This is a genomic window from Clostridium sp. AM34-9AC (assembly GCF_003480225.1).
In the GTDB taxonomy this organism is placed as follows: domain Bacteria; phylum Bacillota; class Clostridia; order Lachnospirales; family Lachnospiraceae; genus Acetatifactor; species Acetatifactor acetigignens.
The window spans coordinates 50,717-69,739 of record NZ_QUIU01000011.1; the positions used below are offsets into that span (position 1 = coordinate 50,717).

Here is a 19,023-nt window from a genome sequence, read left to right on the forward strand (position 1 = left end):
TGATGATATGCGAGAGATGAAGGACAGCGGATTGAAGTGGATTGGTAAAATACCTTCCTCATGGAATGTGATGCCTAACAAGTATCTCATGAAAAAGAAGAAAGTTATTTGCCCGGTATATAAGGGAGAAGATATTCTCTCTTTAACAATGAAGGGAGTTATAGTCCGAGATTTAGATGCAGGCGGAAAGATGCCAACGTCGTTTGATGGCTATCAGCGATTAGAACCAGGAAATTTGTTGATGTGTTTGTTTGATATCGATGTCACACCGCGCTGTATAGGCTTGATAAAGCAGGTGGGATTATCAAGCCCAGCGTATAGTCAGTTTGAGCTCAATGATATGGGGAATGCAGAATATTATTGCTATTACTATACGATGCTTGATAACGATAAAACGTTGTTGCATTTAGCTAAAAATCTTAGGCATTCACTGACAGAAGATCAACTTGGAGCAATTTCAGTGATTGTTCCACCTGTTCAAGAGCAAAAGAAGATTGCTGATTTTCTTGATGCCAAGTGTTCTGAGATTGACGCTCTCTCAGCGGATATTCAAACACAGATTGACATACTAGAGCAATATAAGCGTTCCGTAATTACTGAAGCAGTAACCAGGGGGCTGAATCCAGATGTGGAGATGAAGGATAGCGGAACACCGTGGTGCCCACTAATTCCGATACATTGGAAATATGCAAATCCTAAAGCACTATTCACTCAACGCTTAGATAGAGCTTACCCAGGAGATAAGCAGCTAACAGCAAGCCAAGAATATGGGGTTATTTATCAAGATGAGTATATGGAGCTTACTGGTACAAAAATTGTGACAGTCATGAAGGATTTCAGCATATTAAAGCATGTAGAACCTAACGATTTTGTGATTAGTATGAGGAGCTTTCAGGGAGGACTTGAGTATAGTGAAAGAAGAGGAAGTATTAGTTCCGCCTATGTAATGCTGATTCCAAATAACGAATACGTATATCCACCATTTTATCGCTGGTTTTTTAAGTCAAGCAAATATATAAATGCCATTCAAAGTACTTCTAATCTTGTTCGAGATGGACAAGCAATGCGATATGCTAATTTTGCCCAGGTTCCGCTTTTTATTATTCCACTAGATGAGCAAAAACAGATATCGGAATACCTTGATGAAAAGGTTAGAAAAATTGATGAAATATTGAAAAGTAAGAATAACCAGTTAGAAATACTTGCAGAATACAAAAAATCCCTGATCTATGAATACGTAACAGGAAAGAAGGAGGTGCCATCTATATGATCAGACAAGGTGGATGGTACTGGTATCTTTCCGGTGAAGAGACCAAGCTCGAAAAGCACAAATGCGGCAAGTGGATGTACTTTTTTGAAGATCAGTCATTTGCACAGCGGATATGCGAGAAGGCCATTACGGAGCACGTATGCTATGAGTGCAAGTGTACCGACATGGAAGTGCAGCTTGCTCCGACGGGAGTGATTTGCTTTTACCTGAATGGTGATGATATTGAGAATCATAAGCGTGTGATTCAGTTTATGATGGACAATGAGCTGATTAGGAAAACTAAGACCGGTAGATACTATAACAACAGCTTCAAGTTTGATGACCAGACTCGTGCCGGTGAATATGGGGCGGATTTTGAAGGAAAAATCAAGTTGAATGAGTTTATCGATTTGAAAACCGGCAGATGGATCAGAGAGGAGGCTTAAAGCGAATGGATGATAAAAATATACTTGAGCTTCATGTGGAACAGCAGGATACTGACGGTACTGCAAAAAGAGCCACAGAATATCGCAAGCGCCTGATTCATCAGACATCTATTGTTTCAGAAAAGGAATACCAGAAGTTCTTGTTAGAGCGTTTGGAGAAGGACAATGGTTTTGTGGTTCGTAAGGCTGCAAATTTTGACCGCTATTATGCCGTGGATCGTGAGATGCTCTTAAAATTCTTGAACGATACACAGCCTGATACAATGGATTATCTGCGTAAAATTTACAAAGACGATCTGGAAGAGACGATTGTCAGCTTCATCAATGCGGAGACTACGAAAACACGAGGCAGCCTGATTGAAGTGCTGAAACATGGCATTGAGCTTTCAAATCAGAAGATTGAGCTCATGTATACGAAGCCTGCGACTACCTTTAATCCGGAATTGACGAAGAAATACAGCCAGAATATTTTCTCTGTGATGGAGGAGGTCTGGGCCAGCGACAAGGAAAGAATCGATGTGGTTATTTTCCTGAATGGTCTGGCGATTATGGCTTTTGAGCTGAAATGTAATGCGGCAGGTCAGTCTTATCAGGATGCCATCTATCAGTTCCGTACTGACCGAAATCCAAAGACAAGACTTTTCCGGTTCAAAGCGGGAACTCTTGTGAATTTTGCTATGGATTTAGAAGAAGTATATATGACCACAAAGCTTGATGGTCAGGCTACATTCTTCTTGCCTTTTAATATGGGTAATGGTCACGGCGTCACTGCAGGAGCTGGAAATCCGGCATTTAAAGATAAATACAGTGTGTCCTATATGTGGGAGGATATCCTTACCAAGGATACGATTCTCGATCTGATCAGCAAGTTTATCTTTGTGGAAGTAAAAGAAAAGGTCGATGAAGAAACCGGAAAAGTGAAGCGCTCGGAAAATCTGATTTTTCCACGTTATCACCAGCTGGATGTTATACGTAAGATACTGGCAGATGTGCGTGAGAATGGTACCGCACAGAATTATCTGATTCAGCATAGTGCAGGATCCGGAAAGACCAACTCTATTGCGTGGCTGGCGCACCGGTTAACTTCACTGCATGATGCTAACAACAAGATTATCTTTGACAATGTTGTGATTGTTACAGACCGAGTTGTTGTAGATAGGCAGCTGCAGAAAGCCATCATGGGTATGGAACACAAGGCAGGACTCATCCGTGTGATGGATGATAAGTGTGTGTCCGCGGACCTGGCGATTGCGTTGAATGGCAATACAAAGATTATTGCAACAACGATTCAGAAATTCCCATATATCGTTGATAGTGTAGCTAATTTGAAGAACAAGCGGTTTGCCGTCATCATTGACGAGGCGCATTCTTCGACAGCCGGTAAAGATATGGCTGCCATCACGATGACGCTTGGATCCGGAGAAGATACGGAAGCGGATGTGGAAGATATGATTTCCAGCGAAATCAAGCGGAATGGTAAGCAGGCCAATGTATCAATGTTTGCTTTTACAGCAACACCGAAGCCTACCACTATTCAGCTTTTTGGACATCAGAACACAAAGGGCCAGAAGGAAGCATTTCATGTATATTCCATGAAGCAGGCCATTGAAGAGGGATTTATCCTGGATGTACTGCAGAATTATACGGAGTATTCAACTTTCTATCAGATTAACAAAGAAATTGAGGATGATCCGCGCTGTAAAACCAATGATGCGAAACGCCAGATCGCACGTTTCATAGAATTGCATGATACCAATATTGCGCAGCGTGTGGAAGTGATTGTAGAACATTTCCGCACCACGGTCATGCAGGAATTAGGCGGTCAGGCTAAGGCAATGGTGATTACCGCTTCTCGCCAGAGTGCAGTGAAGTATCGTCAGGCATTTGAAGATTACATTGCGAAGAAAGGATACGAGGGCATTCATGCATTGGTGGCTTTCTCTGGAAAAGTAAAGCTTCCGGATGATGAGCAGGAGTATACGGAAAGCTCTTTGAATGGATTTCCGGAGGATCGTCTTACAAAGGAATTTGATACGGATAAATATCAGGTTCTCCTGGTAGCAAATAAATATCAGACCGGATTTGACCAGCCGAAACTCTGTGCCATGTATGTTCTGAAAAAACTGAAAGGTGTTAATGCGGTACAGACATTATCCCGGTTAAACCGTATCTGTGCACCTTATGATAAAAAGACGTTCGTGCTGGATTTTGTAAATAGCTATGAAGATATCAAGTCTGCTTTCGCACCATATTATACGACGACATTACTGGCCAATTCTGTAACACCGAGTGCGGTATATGATCTGGAAGCTAAGATTGATGCTTATGGCATATTAGATCCTGCGGATATCGAAGCAGCTAACGATATCCTGTATGCCGACAAAGTGAATGGTAAGCAGAAACAGCGATTAACCTTTTTCCTTCAGAAGAGCAAGAAGCTGATTGAACATTATGAATACAATACGCAGCGCCAGTGCGTAGCTGATATGAGAAGTTTTGTCCGCTTCTATGAATTTCTGCTGCAGGTGTCCAGCTTTGAAGATACTGATTTACATAAGAAATATAACTTTGTGTCTTATCTGCTGGCTTATATTAACATCAAACATCCAGGCGGCGGTTTTAATCTGGATGGAAAGATTAAGGCTACTAATTTCGTACAGAAGAAGGGCGAAGAGCATAAGTCGGCTGATCTCGTTGCCGATCCGGTTATGAAGCTTCCAACAGCAGAGCATTTTGGGTTGACAGAAGACAAGGAAAAGAGACTATCTGAGATCATCGATGAAATTAACAGCCGTACCGGTAAGAATTATGACAACGATGTGGTGGTCAAAGCCATGCTGCAGATTCGAGATATTCTGATGAAGTCAGACAAACTGAAGACCAGCGCACGTAATAATACGCAGCAGGATTTTGAGTTTTCCTATTTTGATGATATTGATGACGCTTTGATTGAGGGATTGTCACAGAATCAGGACTTTTTCTCCATGCTTCTCTCCAATGATGAGATGAAGCGGCAGGTTCTTGGTATTTTCTCAGATGAGATATACAAGAGTCTTCGTAATGCAAAATGATAAGGTGGTGATTTGTAATGTTCAATAAAATGCGACTAAAGTCAGCGCTTGTTGAATACAAGAAACGATTTATACAGACACAGTGGCCGGACGAAAAATATAAGTGGGAAGCTGTGAAATGCTTTCAGGTGAACTGGGATGTTAATGCGGATGATTTTGCGGCAATGCTTACAAAGGCATTGTCGCAGACAGGCAATCTGCTGGCTTCAGTAAATAACTTTCCGGCCAAAATGATTATCAAGTTTGCGGAGATAGCACAGGAAGAAGTCAGAGCAATGTTCATCGAGCTCTTTGATGAAGGCAAAGATGTGTATGAACGTATCGACTCCTTCAAGCAGAAATCGAATAGCCTTCTTGAAAGATATGGCAATGGCGCGGCACAGCATTATCAGTATGAGAATGCGATATGCACCTATTTATGGTTGCGTTATCCGGATAAGTATTACATTTATAAACTTACAGAGATCAAGGCAGTTTCCAATGAGCTGGAAAGTGATTATACGTTCAAAAAGGGCGCGTATGCAGATAACATTCGTAATTTCTTTGCTTTTTATAATGAAATCTGTGACGAGTTGAATCAAGATGAAGAACTCAAAAATATGCTTGCATCACAAATAACGGGAACATGCTATCCAGATCCAGAATTAAAAACACTGACAATTGATGTTGGATTCTTTATAAGTCGATACCTGAATAAAGATGAATCTGCACCGACATCAGATGAATGGTGGCCGACAGATTATACTCCTGCATTATCAGTCGATGATTGGGAAGTATTGCTTAATGATGCGGATATATTTACAGACAGTAGCCTTGAAATAATGAAGCGCATTCTTGATTATGGAGGGAAGGCTACCTGTACTCAACTTGCGATAAAATATGGGGAAAGTAAGAATTTCTATAATTCAGGATCATCAGCGTTGGCCAGAAGGATTGTAAATAAAACAAACTGCCCAATAATGTCGCGGGACAACGATGAAAGTAAATGGTGGTCAGTTCTTTATGTTGGCAAGGCTGCCAAGAAGGATGAAGAAGGATCTTATGTTTGGAAGCTTAGAGATGAGCTTGCAGAAGCTCTTGGACGAGTTGATTTGTCTAAGGTGAATTTGTATGCAAATTTAGAGCCTAATTTCTGGAAGATAAGCCATGGTAATGACTGTATTTCTGATGTAGAGGCAGCAGCATTTGAAAAAAGACAAGTAATTGTGGTACATAAGGATACAGCTGCAAAGGGTAAATCAAAAGTATCTCAGGGCGAAGATTTTATGGCTACAATGAAGAAAGGCGATTTCTTCTATTTGTGCCGCGGAAACAGCATACGGCTTTTAGGACGTATTGATTCGGATGAAGTAAATGAAAATCCAGAAAAGCAGGATGGCTGGTATGAGAGAAGCTATACGGTTATTACGGAGTCTCGTGATACAAGTGCCTATTCTGGAAATAAAAAGTGGTGGACGCCAAACGAAAACTCGACTTGCATTGTTGTTCCCAAAAGTGAAACGCAGCTCTTTGAAGACTACATCTTAAAACCATATTTCAACATTACAAAAGAAGAACTTCTGAAGAACGATGCATCAGGGTTGCACTACTGGTTTCTAAATGCAAATCCTAAAATATGGAGTATGTCCAGTATGCCAATTGGTGAGGTTCAGGACTATACCCTTTATAACGATAATGGAAATAAACGAAGGATTTTTCAGAACTTTTTAGATGCTAAGGCTGGCGATATGGTAATTGGTTATGAATCGACACCAGTAAAGCAGATCGTTGCAATTCTGCGCGTTAGTGCGGAGCAAGATGGGCAGAAAATCTATTTTGAGAAAGTAGAAGGCCTTTCCTCTCCTATTGATTTTTCGACGTTGAAAGAATGCTCAGAGCTTGAGAAAATGGAATATTTCTCTATGACACAGGGCAGCTTGTTTAAGCTTACACGCGGAGAATATGATTTTATCATCGACATGATCCGAGAGGAAAATCCGGCTCCTTCAGGGAAAGGCAATACCGAATATACGAAAACAGATTTTTTAAGAGAAGTCTATATGACAGAAGCCAAATACGATAGGCTTGCAGCGGTTCTGAAAAAGAAAAAGAACATTATTCTGCAAGGAGCGCCAGGAGTTGGAAAGACATTTGCAGCAAAAAGATTAGCCTATTCGGTGATGGGCGAAGTAGATGACGATCGTATCGAATTTGTTCAGTTTCATCAGAATTACTCTTACGAAGATTTCATGATGGGCTATAAGCCTGTGGAAAATGGATTTGAGCTAAAATATGGTATTTTCTATCGCTTTTGTCAGAAGGCTGCAAACCATCCAGATAAAGACTATTTCTTCATCATAGATGAGATCAACCGTGGAAACATGAGCAAGATTTTCGGAGAACTGCTGATGCTGATAGAGGCAGACTATCGAGATAAAAAAGCAACGCTGGCTTATAATGGCCTGAGCTTTTCAGTACCTAAGAGATTACATATTATCGGAATGATGAATACCGCAGACCGAAGTCTGGCAATGATTGATTATGCATTAAGACGTAGATTCAGCTTTTTCGATATGGAACCAGGCTTTGATTCGGAAGGATTTATCAATTATCAGAATAGCTTTGCAAATGAAACATTCAACACTCTCATTGAGCGTATTAAGGAACTCAACAAGGAAATAGCTCAGGATAAGGCTCTGGGTAAAGGCTTCTGCATAGGGCATAGCTATTTCTGTAATGCGAATGACTGCGCAGAAGAATGGATGAAGGACGTTGTTGATTTTGATATTTTACCGATGCTCAGTGAATACTGGTTTGACGAAAGTTCAAAGTTACAGCGGTGGGAGAATATCTTGCACGGTGTATTTCAATGACGAAAGATAAGAGCATATTCATCAAAAATATATATTATATGCTGTCCTATGCTTTTCAAACATTGAATCAGGAAAACTATGGTGATGTAGCAGCTGAATCGTTTGATGAGATGTATGATCTATTGGCTGCGATTCTCGCGAAGGGAATTGGAATTCAGCTGAAACAAGGTCTCTACCGGGAGTACATAAACCGTCAGGAGGAGCTTCCGGTAATGCGCGGGAAGATTAACCTGCCGGGAACAATTAAGAATCGACTGGCACGTAAGCAGCTACTGACATGTGATTATGATGAGTTGTCTGAGAATAATCTTCTTAATCAAATAATCAAGACGGCGGTTATGTTGTTACTGCGAAATGCAAAGGTTAAGGCGGAGTACAGGGATGATCTGAAAAAGAAGATGTTATTCTTTTCTAACGTTGATCTAATTGAACCAACCTCCATACGATGGTCATCCATCAGATTTCAGAGAAACAATCAGACCTACCGGATGCTTATAAGCATTTGTCAGCTGATAATTGAGGGTATGCTTATTACAACAGATGCTGGAGAGTATAGGCTTGCATCCTTTGTGGATGAGCAACGTATGTGTAGGCTGTACGAGAAATTTATTCTTGAATATTACAGTAAGCATTTTCCTGAGCTGTCAGTCAGTGCATCTCAGATACCTTGGTCTGTGGACGATGGAATCAGAACGATGCTGCCGGTAATGCAGAGTGATATTCATCTGCAAAAAGATAATACCGTACTGATTATTGATGCGAAATATTATAGTCACACAACTCAAACGCAGTATGAAAAACACACGCTCCATTCGAACAATATGTACCAAATATTCACGTATGTGAAGAATCGCGATTATGAATTTGGAGATGAAGATCACAAGGTTTCCGGAATGCTGCTGTATGCGAAAACGGATGAGGAAATTCAACCGGATAATGTGTATCAAATGCATGGTAACCAGATTTCGGTCAGGACATTAGATTTGAATAAGCCTTTTTCGGATATTGCTAAGCAACTGAATACCATTGCAGAAACACACTTTGATTTGAGTAAGAGTGATTCGAAGGATCCAAGTAAAATATATTGTAATTAAAGTTCGAAGAAATCCTAATAATGGGCATAGAAGCGAATTTAATGCTGATAAAACCAAACTGTTAAGACCATCCTTATATACCAATTTTAGTAACGATGAGAGTATCAGTTTTTGTTATTATTCCGATGAAACAATGGAAAATGATGATGAAACAATATTAAAAATTTTTTCATCACGATAGTAATTGATAGTCTAATTCGGATTGTAGGAGACTAGCTTAAAATGAAAAGTATTAATAAAACAAAAAATGATTCAATAAGTGAACAAGCATCTGTTACGAAAGAAGAAATGATAGAATTTGCATCCAAATATAAAAATATCGAAGCGTTTAAGGATTTTGATGATGAAACAACGTATTGGTTTATTATGCTGTTTATCCTATTGATGTATATTGATTACAATACGCAAAAGTTATGGGAAAGTTTTGCAGAAGAAGTAAAGACAAAAAACAGATTTTTTCCAGAAAGTGAATTGCTAAAAAAGATATCTGATATCGCAGAAAAAGCAACGTGTACTATATCAAAAGGTGATATTTTGTATCGTGCACGAGATTATACCGAACAAGATTTCTTTAAAAATGATATGGTAATAGCTCTTTCTGAGATAATGAAGGATGAGTTTTCTAATTTAGAATTTGATGCTACTGACATTTTTAATGAATCAGCAATGAATATTGCGTCCATTTACCTATGTGGTGATGAGGAAAAGAGGAGAAGAATTACAGAAAAAATAGATAATCTGTTGAATAATAAAAAGGACTTCTATGGTTTTGATAAAAGTAATTCTGATGCTCCGCCGAATGCTTATGCAAAAGAGGGGAGAGCTAATCCAAAAGGAATAAGCTATTTATATACTGCAAAAGATATTAAAACGGCAATATTGGAAATGCGGCCACAGATGCAGAAAATGTATAACATAGCCACTATAGAAATCATCAGAGATGCTAAGATATTTGATTTTACATATTCGCCCGAAAAAATAAAGGAGGATGAGTATTCTATAGTTGCGGACTTACATAGAATTTCTGAAGAGTTTTCTAAGCCTAATTTTGGAGATCAAATAGAGTATGCACCGACACAATTTCTCTGTGAATATATTAAAAGACTTGGTTTTGATGGAATTAAGTTTAAAAGTGCAGTATCAGCAACTGGTACAAATGTGTTGCTTTTTGATGTTGATGCGAAAACAAGAGTTTATGATATTACAGGTTCAAAAGTGTATACTGTTAATACACTAGATATAGATATTAGCCAAGTTATGCCAATGGAAAATGAAGATAAGGAGCAATCACAAATGTTATTTATATGTTACCCCAAATGTTCAACCTGTCAAAAGGCTAAAAAATGGCTGGATGAGCATAATATAAAATATACTGAGCGCCATATTGTAGAGGTGAATCCTACTTATGACGAATTAAAGGAATGGTATGGGAAGAGTGGACTGACCCTTAAGAAGTTCTTTAATACTAGCGGGCTTCTTTATAAAGAAATGCAGCTTAAGGACAAGCTGCCTACAATGAGTGAAGAGGAACAGATTCAGTTACTTGCTACAAATGGAATGTTGGTAAAGCGTCCACTTGTTGTAAATGGAGATACTGTGCTTGTTGGCTTCAAGGAAGCAGAATGGGCTGAAAAATTGAATTGATAATTTTTGAGAATTCGTTTATGTATATGGAGGAAAGGAGCTGAGAATCTCATATGTCAGATTTGTTTGATTTATCGAACTTTGATAAATATAAAGAAGATAACTGCCGAGAAGTGAAAAAGGCAGAAGGTGGATTGCCTATAGCATTATGGGAGTCGTATTCCTCATTTGCCAATTCTAATGGTGGTGTTATTATTCTTGGCGTTGGAGAGCGGCAGGATGGAACTTGGTATACTACTGGACTTAAGAATGCGGATAAACTTAAGAGAAACTTTTGGAATACAATTCATGATACTAAGAAGGTAAGCATTAATTTGCTATCGGATAAAAATGTGGAGTCCTACGAGGTTAATGGCGATACCATTCTGGTTATTTATGTACCAAGAGCTAAACGTGATCAGAAGCCTGTTTATATTAATAACGATTTATTTGGTGGCTGCTATCGTAGAGATTGGGAAGGCGACTATCATTGCTCAAAGGCAGAAATTAAAGGTATGCTCCGTGATGCTGCGGATGAGACAGAGGATATGAAGATTGTAGAACAGTTTGATATTTCTGCAATTGATACAGAGTCCTTGAAGGGATTCAGAAATCATCATAAGAGCTATCGTCCAGAGCACGTATTTAATAATTTACCAGATGATGAGTATTTAGAGAGAATAGGTGCAGCAGGATTTGGTGAGGATGGTAAATTACATCCTACTACAGCTGGGTTGCTTATGTTCGGTGAAGAATATCATATCGTAAGAGAATTTCCAGAGTATTTCCTAGATTATAGAGAGATGCTGGACCCAACAATACGTTGGACAGATCGCTTGCAGTCTAGCTCCGGTGATTGGAGCGGTAATGTATTTGATTTCTTCTTTAGAGTAAATAGCAAAATTGCAAAGGATATTAAGAAGCCTTTTAAGCTTGAAGGTATTACGAGGGTGGATGATACTCCAGTTCATAAGGCAGTTCGGGAGGCTTTAGTTAATTGTTTGGTTAATACAGATTATTTCTTGCCTTGCGGTGTAGTGATTAAGAAGGAAGATGACAAGTTGGTTATCGAGAATCCTGGTAGCATTCGCACTGGTAAAAAGCAGATGCTTCGTGGTGGTATTTCAGATCCTAGAAATAAAACACTAATGAAGATGTTTAATATGATTGGTATTGGTGAAAGAGCCGGTAGTGGTATTCCAGATATTTATCAGGTTTGGGAGAATGAAGGCTGGCCAATGCCTGTGGTGGAAGAAAGTTATAATCCTGACAGGACTCGTTTATCGCTTGAATTTAAGAAACAAGCGAACAAAACAAGCGAACAAAACAAGCGAACAAAACAAGCGAACAAAACAAGCGAACAAAATAAACATAGAAAAACAGAAGAGAATTATCAGTTGATTAGAAAGTATTTGAAGGAAAATGGATTGTCTAAGACAACGGATATCGCACAAGCTATTGGATTAAGCCCTGCCCGTACAAGAGCTATACTGAAAGAAATGTCAGGGCTTGAATATGAAGGCACAACAAATAATAGAAGATATCGCTTAGCTGATGATAATTAGTATAAATCGTGAGAGTTGTTCATAAAACAAAGAAGGTGACCGTTGGGGTGACTGATAGAGTGACCGATACAGAAAGAATAATTTACGGAGGCACTTTATGGGAGTGATTGATATTGCCAGTAGTAAGTCTGTATGGCGTGGTATAAAATGAACAGTAAGAATGTATGAAAAAGGAAGAGAAAAATGGGAAAATCTGAGAAACAGATGGAGAAAGAGCAGGAGCGCAACCAGCGGATCATTGATACGGCATTCCGGCTTTTTGTGGAAAAGAAAATCGAAGCGGTCAGTATGGATGAAGTCGCAAAGGAAGCCGGTGTGGGACGTGCCACATTGTTCCGCTGTTACAACAATAAGACGGAGCTGGCTATTGCGGTCTGCGCATCGAAATGGAAGGCTTATCTGGACAAGCTGGATGAGACGAGGCCAATCTCTTCGATACACGATATTCCGGCCATCGGAAGATTTATTTTTACGCTGGACAGTTATATCGGCATGTATCAGAACCATAAGGATCTGCTGCAGTATAATGACAACTTCAACAATTATATAACACACCAGACGGTGCGGCAGGAGGAACTGGCGAATTTCCACGCATCCCTGAATTCCGTCAACACAAGACTTCATATGATGTATGCGAAGGCAAAAGAGGACAAGACCTTCCGCACGGATATTCCGGAGGAACAGTTCATGCGTGTGACGGTGCATACCATGATGGCAGCGTGTACCCATTACGCAGGTGGTTTTATCTGGGGAGCAACGGACAACAAGGATTATACAGGTGATCTGCTGCTTTTAAAGGAAATGATCCTGAATTATGCCCGGAATGACGCCAATCTCTAATTTTCAGGTATACTGATCCCGACAGCCGGTGGAACAGATGACTGATTGACATTGCAATTTCAGAAAATCTGTGATATAGTAGCCACAATTGAATATGGAGTATTCAGGTGCCGGAGCAGCCACGTAAGTAGCTGGCTCCGGTGAAAAGGGAAGCAGGTGTAAGTCCTGCACGAACTCGTCACCGTAATTAGGGAGCTGAAGCCGATAGATCACTGGGAGACCGGGAAGATGGCGGATGCAATGATCTTCAAGCCGGGAGACCTGCCTGAATGCTGTACAGAAACATTTGTTTCAAAGCCACGAGTAACTGGTTGTACGTGTGGAATGCAGAAGCGACAGAAGCTTTTTGCATTCGTTTCTTATGTGTACAAACCCTTTACCTGATACAGGAAAGGGTTTTTGTTTTTGTTGCGAAAAACATGTTTCTGACTTACATATTTAAGAATACCGGGGCAAGCCCCAAAATCAAAAGAGACAGAAAACCTGTCAGAGGAGGAAACATGAAAAGAAGAATCGTAGCAGTAGTACTGGCAACCGTACTGGGCGCTGTATGCATCACCGGATGCGGAAATACCCAGGAGACCGTAGAGAGCACTGCACAGGTAAGCACTGAGGCTCAGACCACCCAGGCAGCGGAAACAGCAGCTACCGAAAGCACCGAAGATGCAGATCAGGCAGCAGCCGATGAAGTAGCAGCAATGATCGATGCCATCTATGTGCAGGAGAGAACTGAGAATACCGATAAACAGTGTGCAGATGCCAAGGCAGCATGGGATGCACTGACCGACGCACAGAAGGAACTGGTAGAGGGAGAAAATGCAGATCCCGATTATTTCGGCAGAGATACCGGAGATGCTTCCAAGGATGATCCCCGTAATCAGGATGAGATCGGTGAGAACGAGATTCTGGTAGTAAGCTTCGGCACTTCCTTTAACGACAGCCGTGTGGCTGATATCAAGGGTATCGAGGATGCGATCGCAGCAGCCAATCCCGACTGGTCTGTAAGAAGAGCATTTACCGCACAGATTATCATCAACCATATACAGGCAAGAGATGATGAGCATATCGACAACATGGATCAGGCACTGGACCGCGCTGTGGCAAACGGTGTTAAGAACCTGGTAGTACAGCCCACGCATCTGATGCATGGCGCAGAGTATGACGAGCTGATGGAAGCTGTAGAAGCGTATAAGGATCAGTTTGCATCTGTAAAAGTCGCTGAGCCCCTGTTAGGTGAAGTGGGAGACGATGCAACCGTTGTCAATGCAGATAAGAAAGCAGTAGCGGAAGATCTGACTGCAGAAGCAGTGAAGACCGCTGGGTATGACAGCCTGGATGCTGCAAAGGAAGATGGCGTGGCATTCGTATTCATGGGTCACGGAACTTCCCACACCGCAAAGGTGTCTTACAGCCAGATGCAGACCCAGATGAACGACCTCGGTTATGCTAACGTATTCATCGGAACTGTAGAAGGTGAGCCGGAAGAGACCGCCTGCGAAGAAGTCATCAAGGCTGTTGCGGAAGCAGGTTACACCAAAGTGGTTCTTCGTCCCCTGATGGTAGTAGCAGGTGACCATGCCAACAACGATATGGCAGGCGAGGATGAGGATTCCTGGTTAAGCCAGTTCAATGCTTCCGGTAAGTTCGACAGCGTGGATACCCAGATCGCAGGTCTTGGCGGGATCAAGGCTATCCAGGATCTGTATGTGGCACATACCGCAGCAGCAATGGCTGAGAAATAAATAAGAATCAAGATTACAAATAAAATAAGGATTAAAATCAGTAATGAAAGCAAAGACATTAATGAATAAAATCATAATCGTGGGCGGACTGAGTGCCTGTCTGCTGCTTGGCGGCTGTGGAGCAGGTCAGGCAGCGGATGCAACATCTGCAGAAAGCACATTTGCCGCACAGGAAAGTACCGTAACACCGACAGAGAGCACGGAAACGGCGGAAACTGTCAGCACAGAGACTGCGCAGGACAAGGCACAGCTTCCTGATGGTGTCTACACCGCTGAATTTTCCACGGACAGCTCCATGTTCCATGTCAGTGAAGCCTGTGACGGCAAGGGAACCCTGATGGTAAAGGATGGTGTTATGACCATTCACATTTCCTTAGGTTCCAAGAAGATTCTGAATCTCTATCCGGGTCTGGCGGAAGATGCAGCCAAAGATGGTGCAGTGCTGCTTGAACCCACCACGGATACCGTAACTTACAGTGACGGCATGACGGAAGAAGTCTACGGCTTCGATGTTCCTGTACCCGTGATCGGAGAGGAATTCGATCTGGCACTGATCGGTACCAAGGGAAAATGGTACGATCATAAAGTAAAGGTATCTGATCCGGTAGCGGAGGGCACCGCAGACACTTTTGATCTGAGCACTGTAGAAGACGGCAGCTACACCATCGAACTGACCATGGAGGGCGGAAGCGGCAGAGCAAGCATCCAGTCCCCCGCACAGCTTGCGATAGCTGACGGAGCGGCAACGGCGATTCTGGAATGGAGCAGCCCGAACTATGATTATATGTTGGTAAACAGTGAAAAATATCTGCCGGTAAATACGGAGGGCAATTCCGTATTTGAAGTGCCGGTGGAAGCACTGGATGTACCCCTTACCATGATCGGTGATACCGTGGCAATGAGTACACCTCATGAGGTGGAATACACCGTAACTTTCCACTCTGAGACACTTGAGAGTGCAGAGAGCGGCAAGTAATACACATTGGTGCCTGCGGCTCAAATATTGCAGGCTATGAAAGGCATGAAAACTTTGAGGTCAGGAAGAAATAGAAGAAAATGGATCTATGTTCTGCTTCTTATGGGACTGCTGGGGCTTAGTGGCTGCGGCAGTCCTTCTTCTGCTTCTACGGAGACATCGTCGGAAGCACCATCGGAGGTTACCCAGGCAGCAGAGGCCACGCAGGAAGAACAGACAGAATTAGTAAAAACAGGCAGCATGGAGCTGCAATATGCGGAAAATTTCGCTGTGGACTATTACGAAGATGGTTATAAGATGCTGACAACGCTTCCCGACAGTAAACAGTATCTGTTAGTGCCGGAGGGACAGCCGGTGCCAAGGGGACTGGATGAGGACGTCAGTATCTTGCAGGAACCACTTCAAAATATATATCTGGTGGCATCCGGGGTGATGGATATGTTCGCATCCGTGGATGCTGTGGATCAGATCCGGTTCTCCGGACAGAAGCAGGAGAACTGGTACATTCAGACAGCAAAGGATGCCATGGCGGCAGGGGATATGATCTATGCCGGAAAATACAGTAAACCGGATTATGAATTACTGGTGTCTGAAGGCTGTGATCTGGCGATCGAGAACCGGATGATCACGCACTCGCCGGAGGTGGTGGAAATGCTTCAAAGCTTTGATATTCCGGTGATGATCGAATATTCCAGCTATGAACAGCATCCTTTGGGAAAAGTGGAATGGGTCAAATTTTTCGGAGCCCTGACCGGAAAGGAAGCGGAGGCAGAAGAAGCCTTTGCGGAGCAGACAGAGATTCTGGAAAAAGTAGAAAGCGGGGAAAAAACAGGGAAGACCATAGCATTTTTCTATGTGACTTCCAATGGACTGATCCAGGTACGGCAGAGTACGGATTATATTCCGAAGCTGATCGAACTGGCAGGAGGAAGATACATTTTTGAGGATCTTGAGGACAGCGGAAGCGGACGCTCCACACTGAACATGCAGGTCGAAGATTTCTATGCCGGGGGGAAGGATGCAGACATTCTGATCTACAACAGCTCGATCGACGGTGGCGTGACCACGTTGGACGAACTGATCGGCAAATGCAATATTCTAAAAGACTTCAAGGCGGTACAGGAGGGGCAGGTCTATTGCACCACCAACGATATGTACCAGCAGTCCATGGCGATCGGGTATTTATTGCAGGATATGCATACGGTGTTGACGGACGATGATACCGCTAAGTTGCGTTATCTGTTTCTCTTACAGTAAGATGAAGGACCTAGAAACACAGCGTAAGTATAAGAGTCTTAGAATGAGATTAGAATACGATTGGTATACGAATAGGAAAAGAAGGAGAAAAACATGCAGCAGCGCAGGAAAATCAGATATCTCATAGCGTTTGTTCTATTGACGGCAGGCATTCTCGTGCTGTTGCTTTGCAATATAGGGATCGGAACGGTGAAGATCCCATTGACAGAAATACTGACTACGGGAAGAACCAAAGAAGGCATGAATGCGAGGATTCTGTGGGAGATCCGTCTTCCCCGGACACTGGCGGCGGGGATCCTGGGCGGAGCGTTGGCACTTGCCGGGTATCTGTTGCAGACCTTTTTCCACAATCCCATAGCCGGACCCTTCGTGCTGGGAATTTCTTCCGGGGCGAAGATGGTAGTGGCACTGGTGATGGTATTTTTGCTGGGGAATACGGTCCGTGTCAGCTCCGGACTATTGATCCTGGCGGCATTTTTAGGAGCTATGTTGTCCATGGGATTCGTACTTCTCATGGCGAGAAAGGTAGACAGCATGTCCATGCTGGTGGTCAGCGGCGTGATGATCGGTTACATCTGTTCTGCCATTACGGAACTGGTGGTGACTTTTGCGGAGGACGCGGATATCGTGAATCTCCACAACTGGTCGCGAGGAAGCTTTTCCGGAATGACCTGGGACAATGTGAAAGTGATGAGTATCGTGGTGGCAGTGACTTTCCTTATGGTGATCCTGTTAGCAAAGCCGCTGGAAGCCTACCAGTTGGGTGAGACGTATGCACAGAATCTGGGAGTGAACATCCGGACATTGCGGATTCTGCTGGTGGTGTTGTCCAGCGTACTTTCGGCATGCATCGTGGCATTTGCCGGACCCATCTCTTTTGTGGGGATCGCCGTGCCGCAGCTGATCCGGAAATTATTCGGCACCACAAAACCGTTACTCATGATACCGGCATGTTTCTTAGGAGGCAGTGTGTTCTGCCTGTTCTGTGATCTGTTGGCAAGAACCTGGATGGCACCCACAGAGCTTGGTATCAGCACAGTGACGGCAATCTTCGGAGCACCGGTGGTATTGTGGATCATGGTATCCAAAAGCAGACGGGAGCGTGGATAACTTATCTATGAAGACGCAGAAGCCTTATTATATTACAACGGAAAAAATAAGCGTGGGTTACGATGGAAAGCCTCTGATCGAAGAAGTGGAGATCGCACTCAGGAAGGGAGAGATCCTGACGTTACTGGGACCTAACGGTGCCGGAAAATCGACGATCTTAAAAAGTATTGCGAGACAGCTGTCCCTGATCGCGGGAACGGTGCGGTTGGACGGAGAAGATATGAAGTCGCTCACCGGGGCAGAACTGTCAAAAAAAATGGCAGTGGTAATGACAAAACGCCTGCGGGGGGAACTGATGACCTGCGAGGATGTGGTGGCCACCGGAAGATACCCCTACACAGGGCGTTTCGGCGTGCTGCGGGCAGAAGATCATGCAGCGGTGCAAAACGCCATGGAACTGGTGCAGGTGGCAGAGATTGGGGATTCTTTGTTTGACCGGATCAGTGACGGGCAGAGACAGCGGGTGATGTTGGCAAGAGCCATTTGTCAGGAGCCGGAGATATTGATCCTGGACGAGCCGACTTCTTACCTGGATGTGCGGCATAAACTGGAATTTTTATCAATCCTGCAAAAGCTGTGCAGGGAGAGAGAACTTACGGTGATCCTGTCCTTGCATGAGTTGGAACTGGCGGAGAAGATCTCCGATAGAATCCTGTGTGTGAACGGCAGGGCGGTGGACCGGATCGGAACGCCGGAGGAAGTCATGACAGCCGGCTATATCACCGAACTCTATGGCATCCGGATGGGAAGCTATGATGAGGGCAGCAGTGATATGGAGCTGGCGGCGCCGGAAGGAACACCGCAGGTCTTCGTGATCGCCGGAGCCGGAAGCGGACGGAAAATTTACCGGCGTCTGCAGAGAGCGGGGATCCCCTTTGTCACCGGGATCCTGCATGAAAATGATCTGGATTATCCCGTGGCGAAGGCACTGGCGGCCGAGGTGATCGCAGAGCATCCTTTTGAGCCGGTGGCACAGGAAAAAATACAGGCAGCGAAGAAACAGTTGGAAAAGTGTAACCGCGTTATCTGCTGTCGGGAGAATTTCGGCAGTCTGGAGACTTATCAGAGAGAGCTTTTAGAGTACGCAGAACAGCTGGGGAAGCAGATAGAAAAGTCAGAAAGCCCGGAGCAACAGCGTGGGTGTTAGAAAACAGAGAAACGAAATTCCCGGGATGTCGGTGGCATCTGTGGGATGGAG

Annotated in this window: 13 protein-coding genes, 1 pseudogene and 1 riboswitch; all 14 genes and pseudogenes read left to right on the forward strand. The window is 43.2% G+C overall.

What is annotated here, in order from left to right; translation table 11 throughout:
* Positions 1–7 precede the first annotated feature (7 nt).
* The 14 genes and pseudogenes from DW835_RS08325 to DW835_RS08385 all read left to right on the forward strand — a co-directional run bounded on the left by DW835_RS08325 (position 8) and on the right by DW835_RS08385 (position 18,972).
* Positions 8–1,270, forward strand: a complete 1,263-nt coding sequence (locus tag DW835_RS08325) for a restriction endonuclease subunit S (RefSeq protein WP_118730953.1) — start codon at positions 8–10, stop codon at positions 1,268–1,270.
* A complete protein-coding gene (locus tag DW835_RS08330) occupies positions 1,267–1,695 on the forward strand; it encodes a hypothetical protein (protein ID WP_118730954.1) in 429 nt (142 codons plus the stop codon). The genes DW835_RS08325 and DW835_RS08330 overlap by 4 nt, the downstream gene beginning before the upstream one ends.
* A gap of 5 nt (positions 1,696–1,700) precedes the next feature.
* Positions 1,701–4,766 (forward strand): DEAD/DEAH box helicase family protein, encoded by a 3,066-nt coding sequence (locus DW835_RS08335; RefSeq protein ID WP_118730955.1) that lies wholly within the window; start codon positions 1,701–1,703, stop codon positions 4,764–4,766.
* Positions 4,767–4,783: 17 nt separating this feature from the next.
* Positions 4,784–7,618 carry an AAA family ATPase gene (locus DW835_RS08340; RefSeq protein WP_118730956.1) on the forward strand — a complete coding sequence of 945 codons (2,835 nt, stop codon included), beginning with the start codon at positions 4,784–4,786 and terminating at the stop codon, positions 7,616–7,618.
* Positions 7,615–8,712, forward strand: a complete 1,098-nt coding sequence (mcrC, locus tag DW835_RS08345; RefSeq protein ID WP_118730957.1) for a 5-methylcytosine-specific restriction endonuclease system specificity protein McrC — start codon at positions 7,615–7,617, stop codon at positions 8,710–8,712. The genes DW835_RS08340 and mcrC overlap by 4 nt, the downstream gene beginning before the upstream one ends.
* 666 nt (positions 8,713–9,378) lie before the next feature.
* Positions 9,379–9,882: pseudogene (locus DW835_RS18390) on the forward strand (RES family NAD+ phosphorylase); the annotation flags it as partial.
* 123 nt (positions 9,883–10,005) lie between these two features.
* Positions 10,006–10,356: an arsenate reductase family protein gene (locus tag DW835_RS18395; protein WP_022154769.1), complete on the forward strand. Its 351-nt coding sequence runs from the start codon at positions 10,006–10,008 to the stop codon at positions 10,354–10,356.
* A 53-nt stretch (positions 10,357–10,409) separates the two neighbouring features.
* On the forward strand, positions 10,410–11,900 hold the full coding sequence (locus DW835_RS08355) for an ATP-binding protein (protein WP_118730959.1): 1,491 nt from the start codon (positions 10,410–10,412) through the stop codon (positions 11,898–11,900).
* A gap of 183 nt (positions 11,901–12,083) precedes the next feature.
* Positions 12,084–12,740, forward strand: a complete 657-nt coding sequence (locus DW835_RS08360) for a TetR/AcrR family transcriptional regulator (protein ID WP_118730960.1) — start codon at positions 12,084–12,086, stop codon at positions 12,738–12,740.
* 88 nt (positions 12,741–12,828) lie between these two features.
* A riboswitch (cobalamin riboswitch) is annotated at positions 12,829–13,024 on the forward strand.
* A gap of 216 nt (positions 13,025–13,240) precedes the next feature.
* Complete coding sequence (locus DW835_RS08365; protein WP_118730983.1) at positions 13,241–14,482, forward strand: sirohydrochlorin cobaltochelatase; 1,242 nt, start codon at positions 13,241–13,243, stop codon at positions 14,480–14,482.
* Positions 14,483–14,543: 61 nt separating this feature from the next.
* Positions 14,544–15,458 (forward strand): iron transporter, encoded by a 915-nt coding sequence (locus DW835_RS08370; RefSeq protein WP_243037100.1) that lies wholly within the window; start codon positions 14,544–14,546, stop codon positions 15,456–15,458.
* Positions 15,459–15,494: 36 nt separating this feature from the next.
* Entirely contained in the window at positions 15,495–16,715 is a 1,221-nt protein-coding gene (locus DW835_RS08375; protein WP_243037101.1) for an ABC transporter substrate-binding protein, read from the forward strand.
* Positions 16,716–16,808: 93 nt separating this feature from the next.
* Positions 16,809–17,825, forward strand: a complete 1,017-nt coding sequence (locus tag DW835_RS08380; RefSeq protein ID WP_118730962.1) for an iron ABC transporter permease — start codon at positions 16,809–16,811, stop codon at positions 17,823–17,825.
* Between the two features lie 7 nt (positions 17,826–17,832).
* On the forward strand, positions 17,833–18,972 hold the full coding sequence (locus DW835_RS08385; RefSeq protein ID WP_118730963.1) for an ABC transporter ATP-binding protein: 1,140 nt from the start codon (positions 17,833–17,835) through the stop codon (positions 18,970–18,972).
* The last annotated feature ends 51 nt before the right edge of the window (positions 18,973–19,023 follow it).

What these genes read in the sequence shown, in the direction of transcription:
- DW835_RS08380 (WP_118730962.1), top strand. Translation starts at nt 16,809, where the DNA reads ATGCAGCAGCGCAGGAAAATCAGATATCTCATAGCGTTTGTTCTATTG.
- mcrC (WP_118730957.1), top strand. Translation starts at nt 7,615, where the DNA reads ATGACGAAAGATAAGAGCATATTCATCAAAAATATATATTATATGCTG.
- DW835_RS08370 (WP_243037100.1), top strand. Translation starts at nt 14,544, where the DNA reads ATGAATAAAATCATAATCGTGGGCGGACTGAGTGCCTGTCTGCTGCTT.
- DW835_RS08355 (WP_118730959.1), top strand. Translation starts at nt 10,410, where the DNA reads ATGTCAGATTTGTTTGATTTATCGAACTTTGATAAATATAAAGAAGAT.
- DW835_RS08330 (WP_118730954.1), top strand. Translation starts at nt 1,267, where the DNA reads ATGATCAGACAAGGTGGATGGTACTGGTATCTTTCCGGTGAAGAGACC.
- DW835_RS08365 (WP_118730983.1), top strand. Translation starts at nt 13,241, where the DNA reads ATGAAAAGAAGAATCGTAGCAGTAGTACTGGCAACCGTACTGGGCGCT.
- DW835_RS08360 (WP_118730960.1), top strand. Translation starts at nt 12,084, where the DNA reads ATGGGAAAATCTGAGAAACAGATGGAGAAAGAGCAGGAGCGCAACCAG.
- DW835_RS08335 (WP_118730955.1), top strand. Translation starts at nt 1,701, where the DNA reads ATGGATGATAAAAATATACTTGAGCTTCATGTGGAACAGCAGGATACT.
- DW835_RS08340 (WP_118730956.1), top strand. Translation starts at nt 4,784, where the DNA reads ATGTTCAATAAAATGCGACTAAAGTCAGCGCTTGTTGAATACAAGAAA.
- DW835_RS08325 (WP_118730953.1), top strand. Translation starts at nt 8, where the DNA reads ATGCGAGAGATGAAGGACAGCGGATTGAAGTGGATTGGTAAAATACCT.
- DW835_RS08375 (WP_243037101.1), top strand. Translation starts at nt 15,495, where the DNA reads ATGAAAGGCATGAAAACTTTGAGGTCAGGAAGAAATAGAAGAAAATGG.
- DW835_RS18395 (WP_022154769.1), top strand. Translation starts at nt 10,006, where the DNA reads ATGTTATTTATATGTTACCCCAAATGTTCAACCTGTCAAAAGGCTAAA.
- DW835_RS08385 (WP_118730963.1), top strand. Translation starts at nt 17,833, where the DNA reads ATGAAGACGCAGAAGCCTTATTATATTACAACGGAAAAAATAAGCGTG.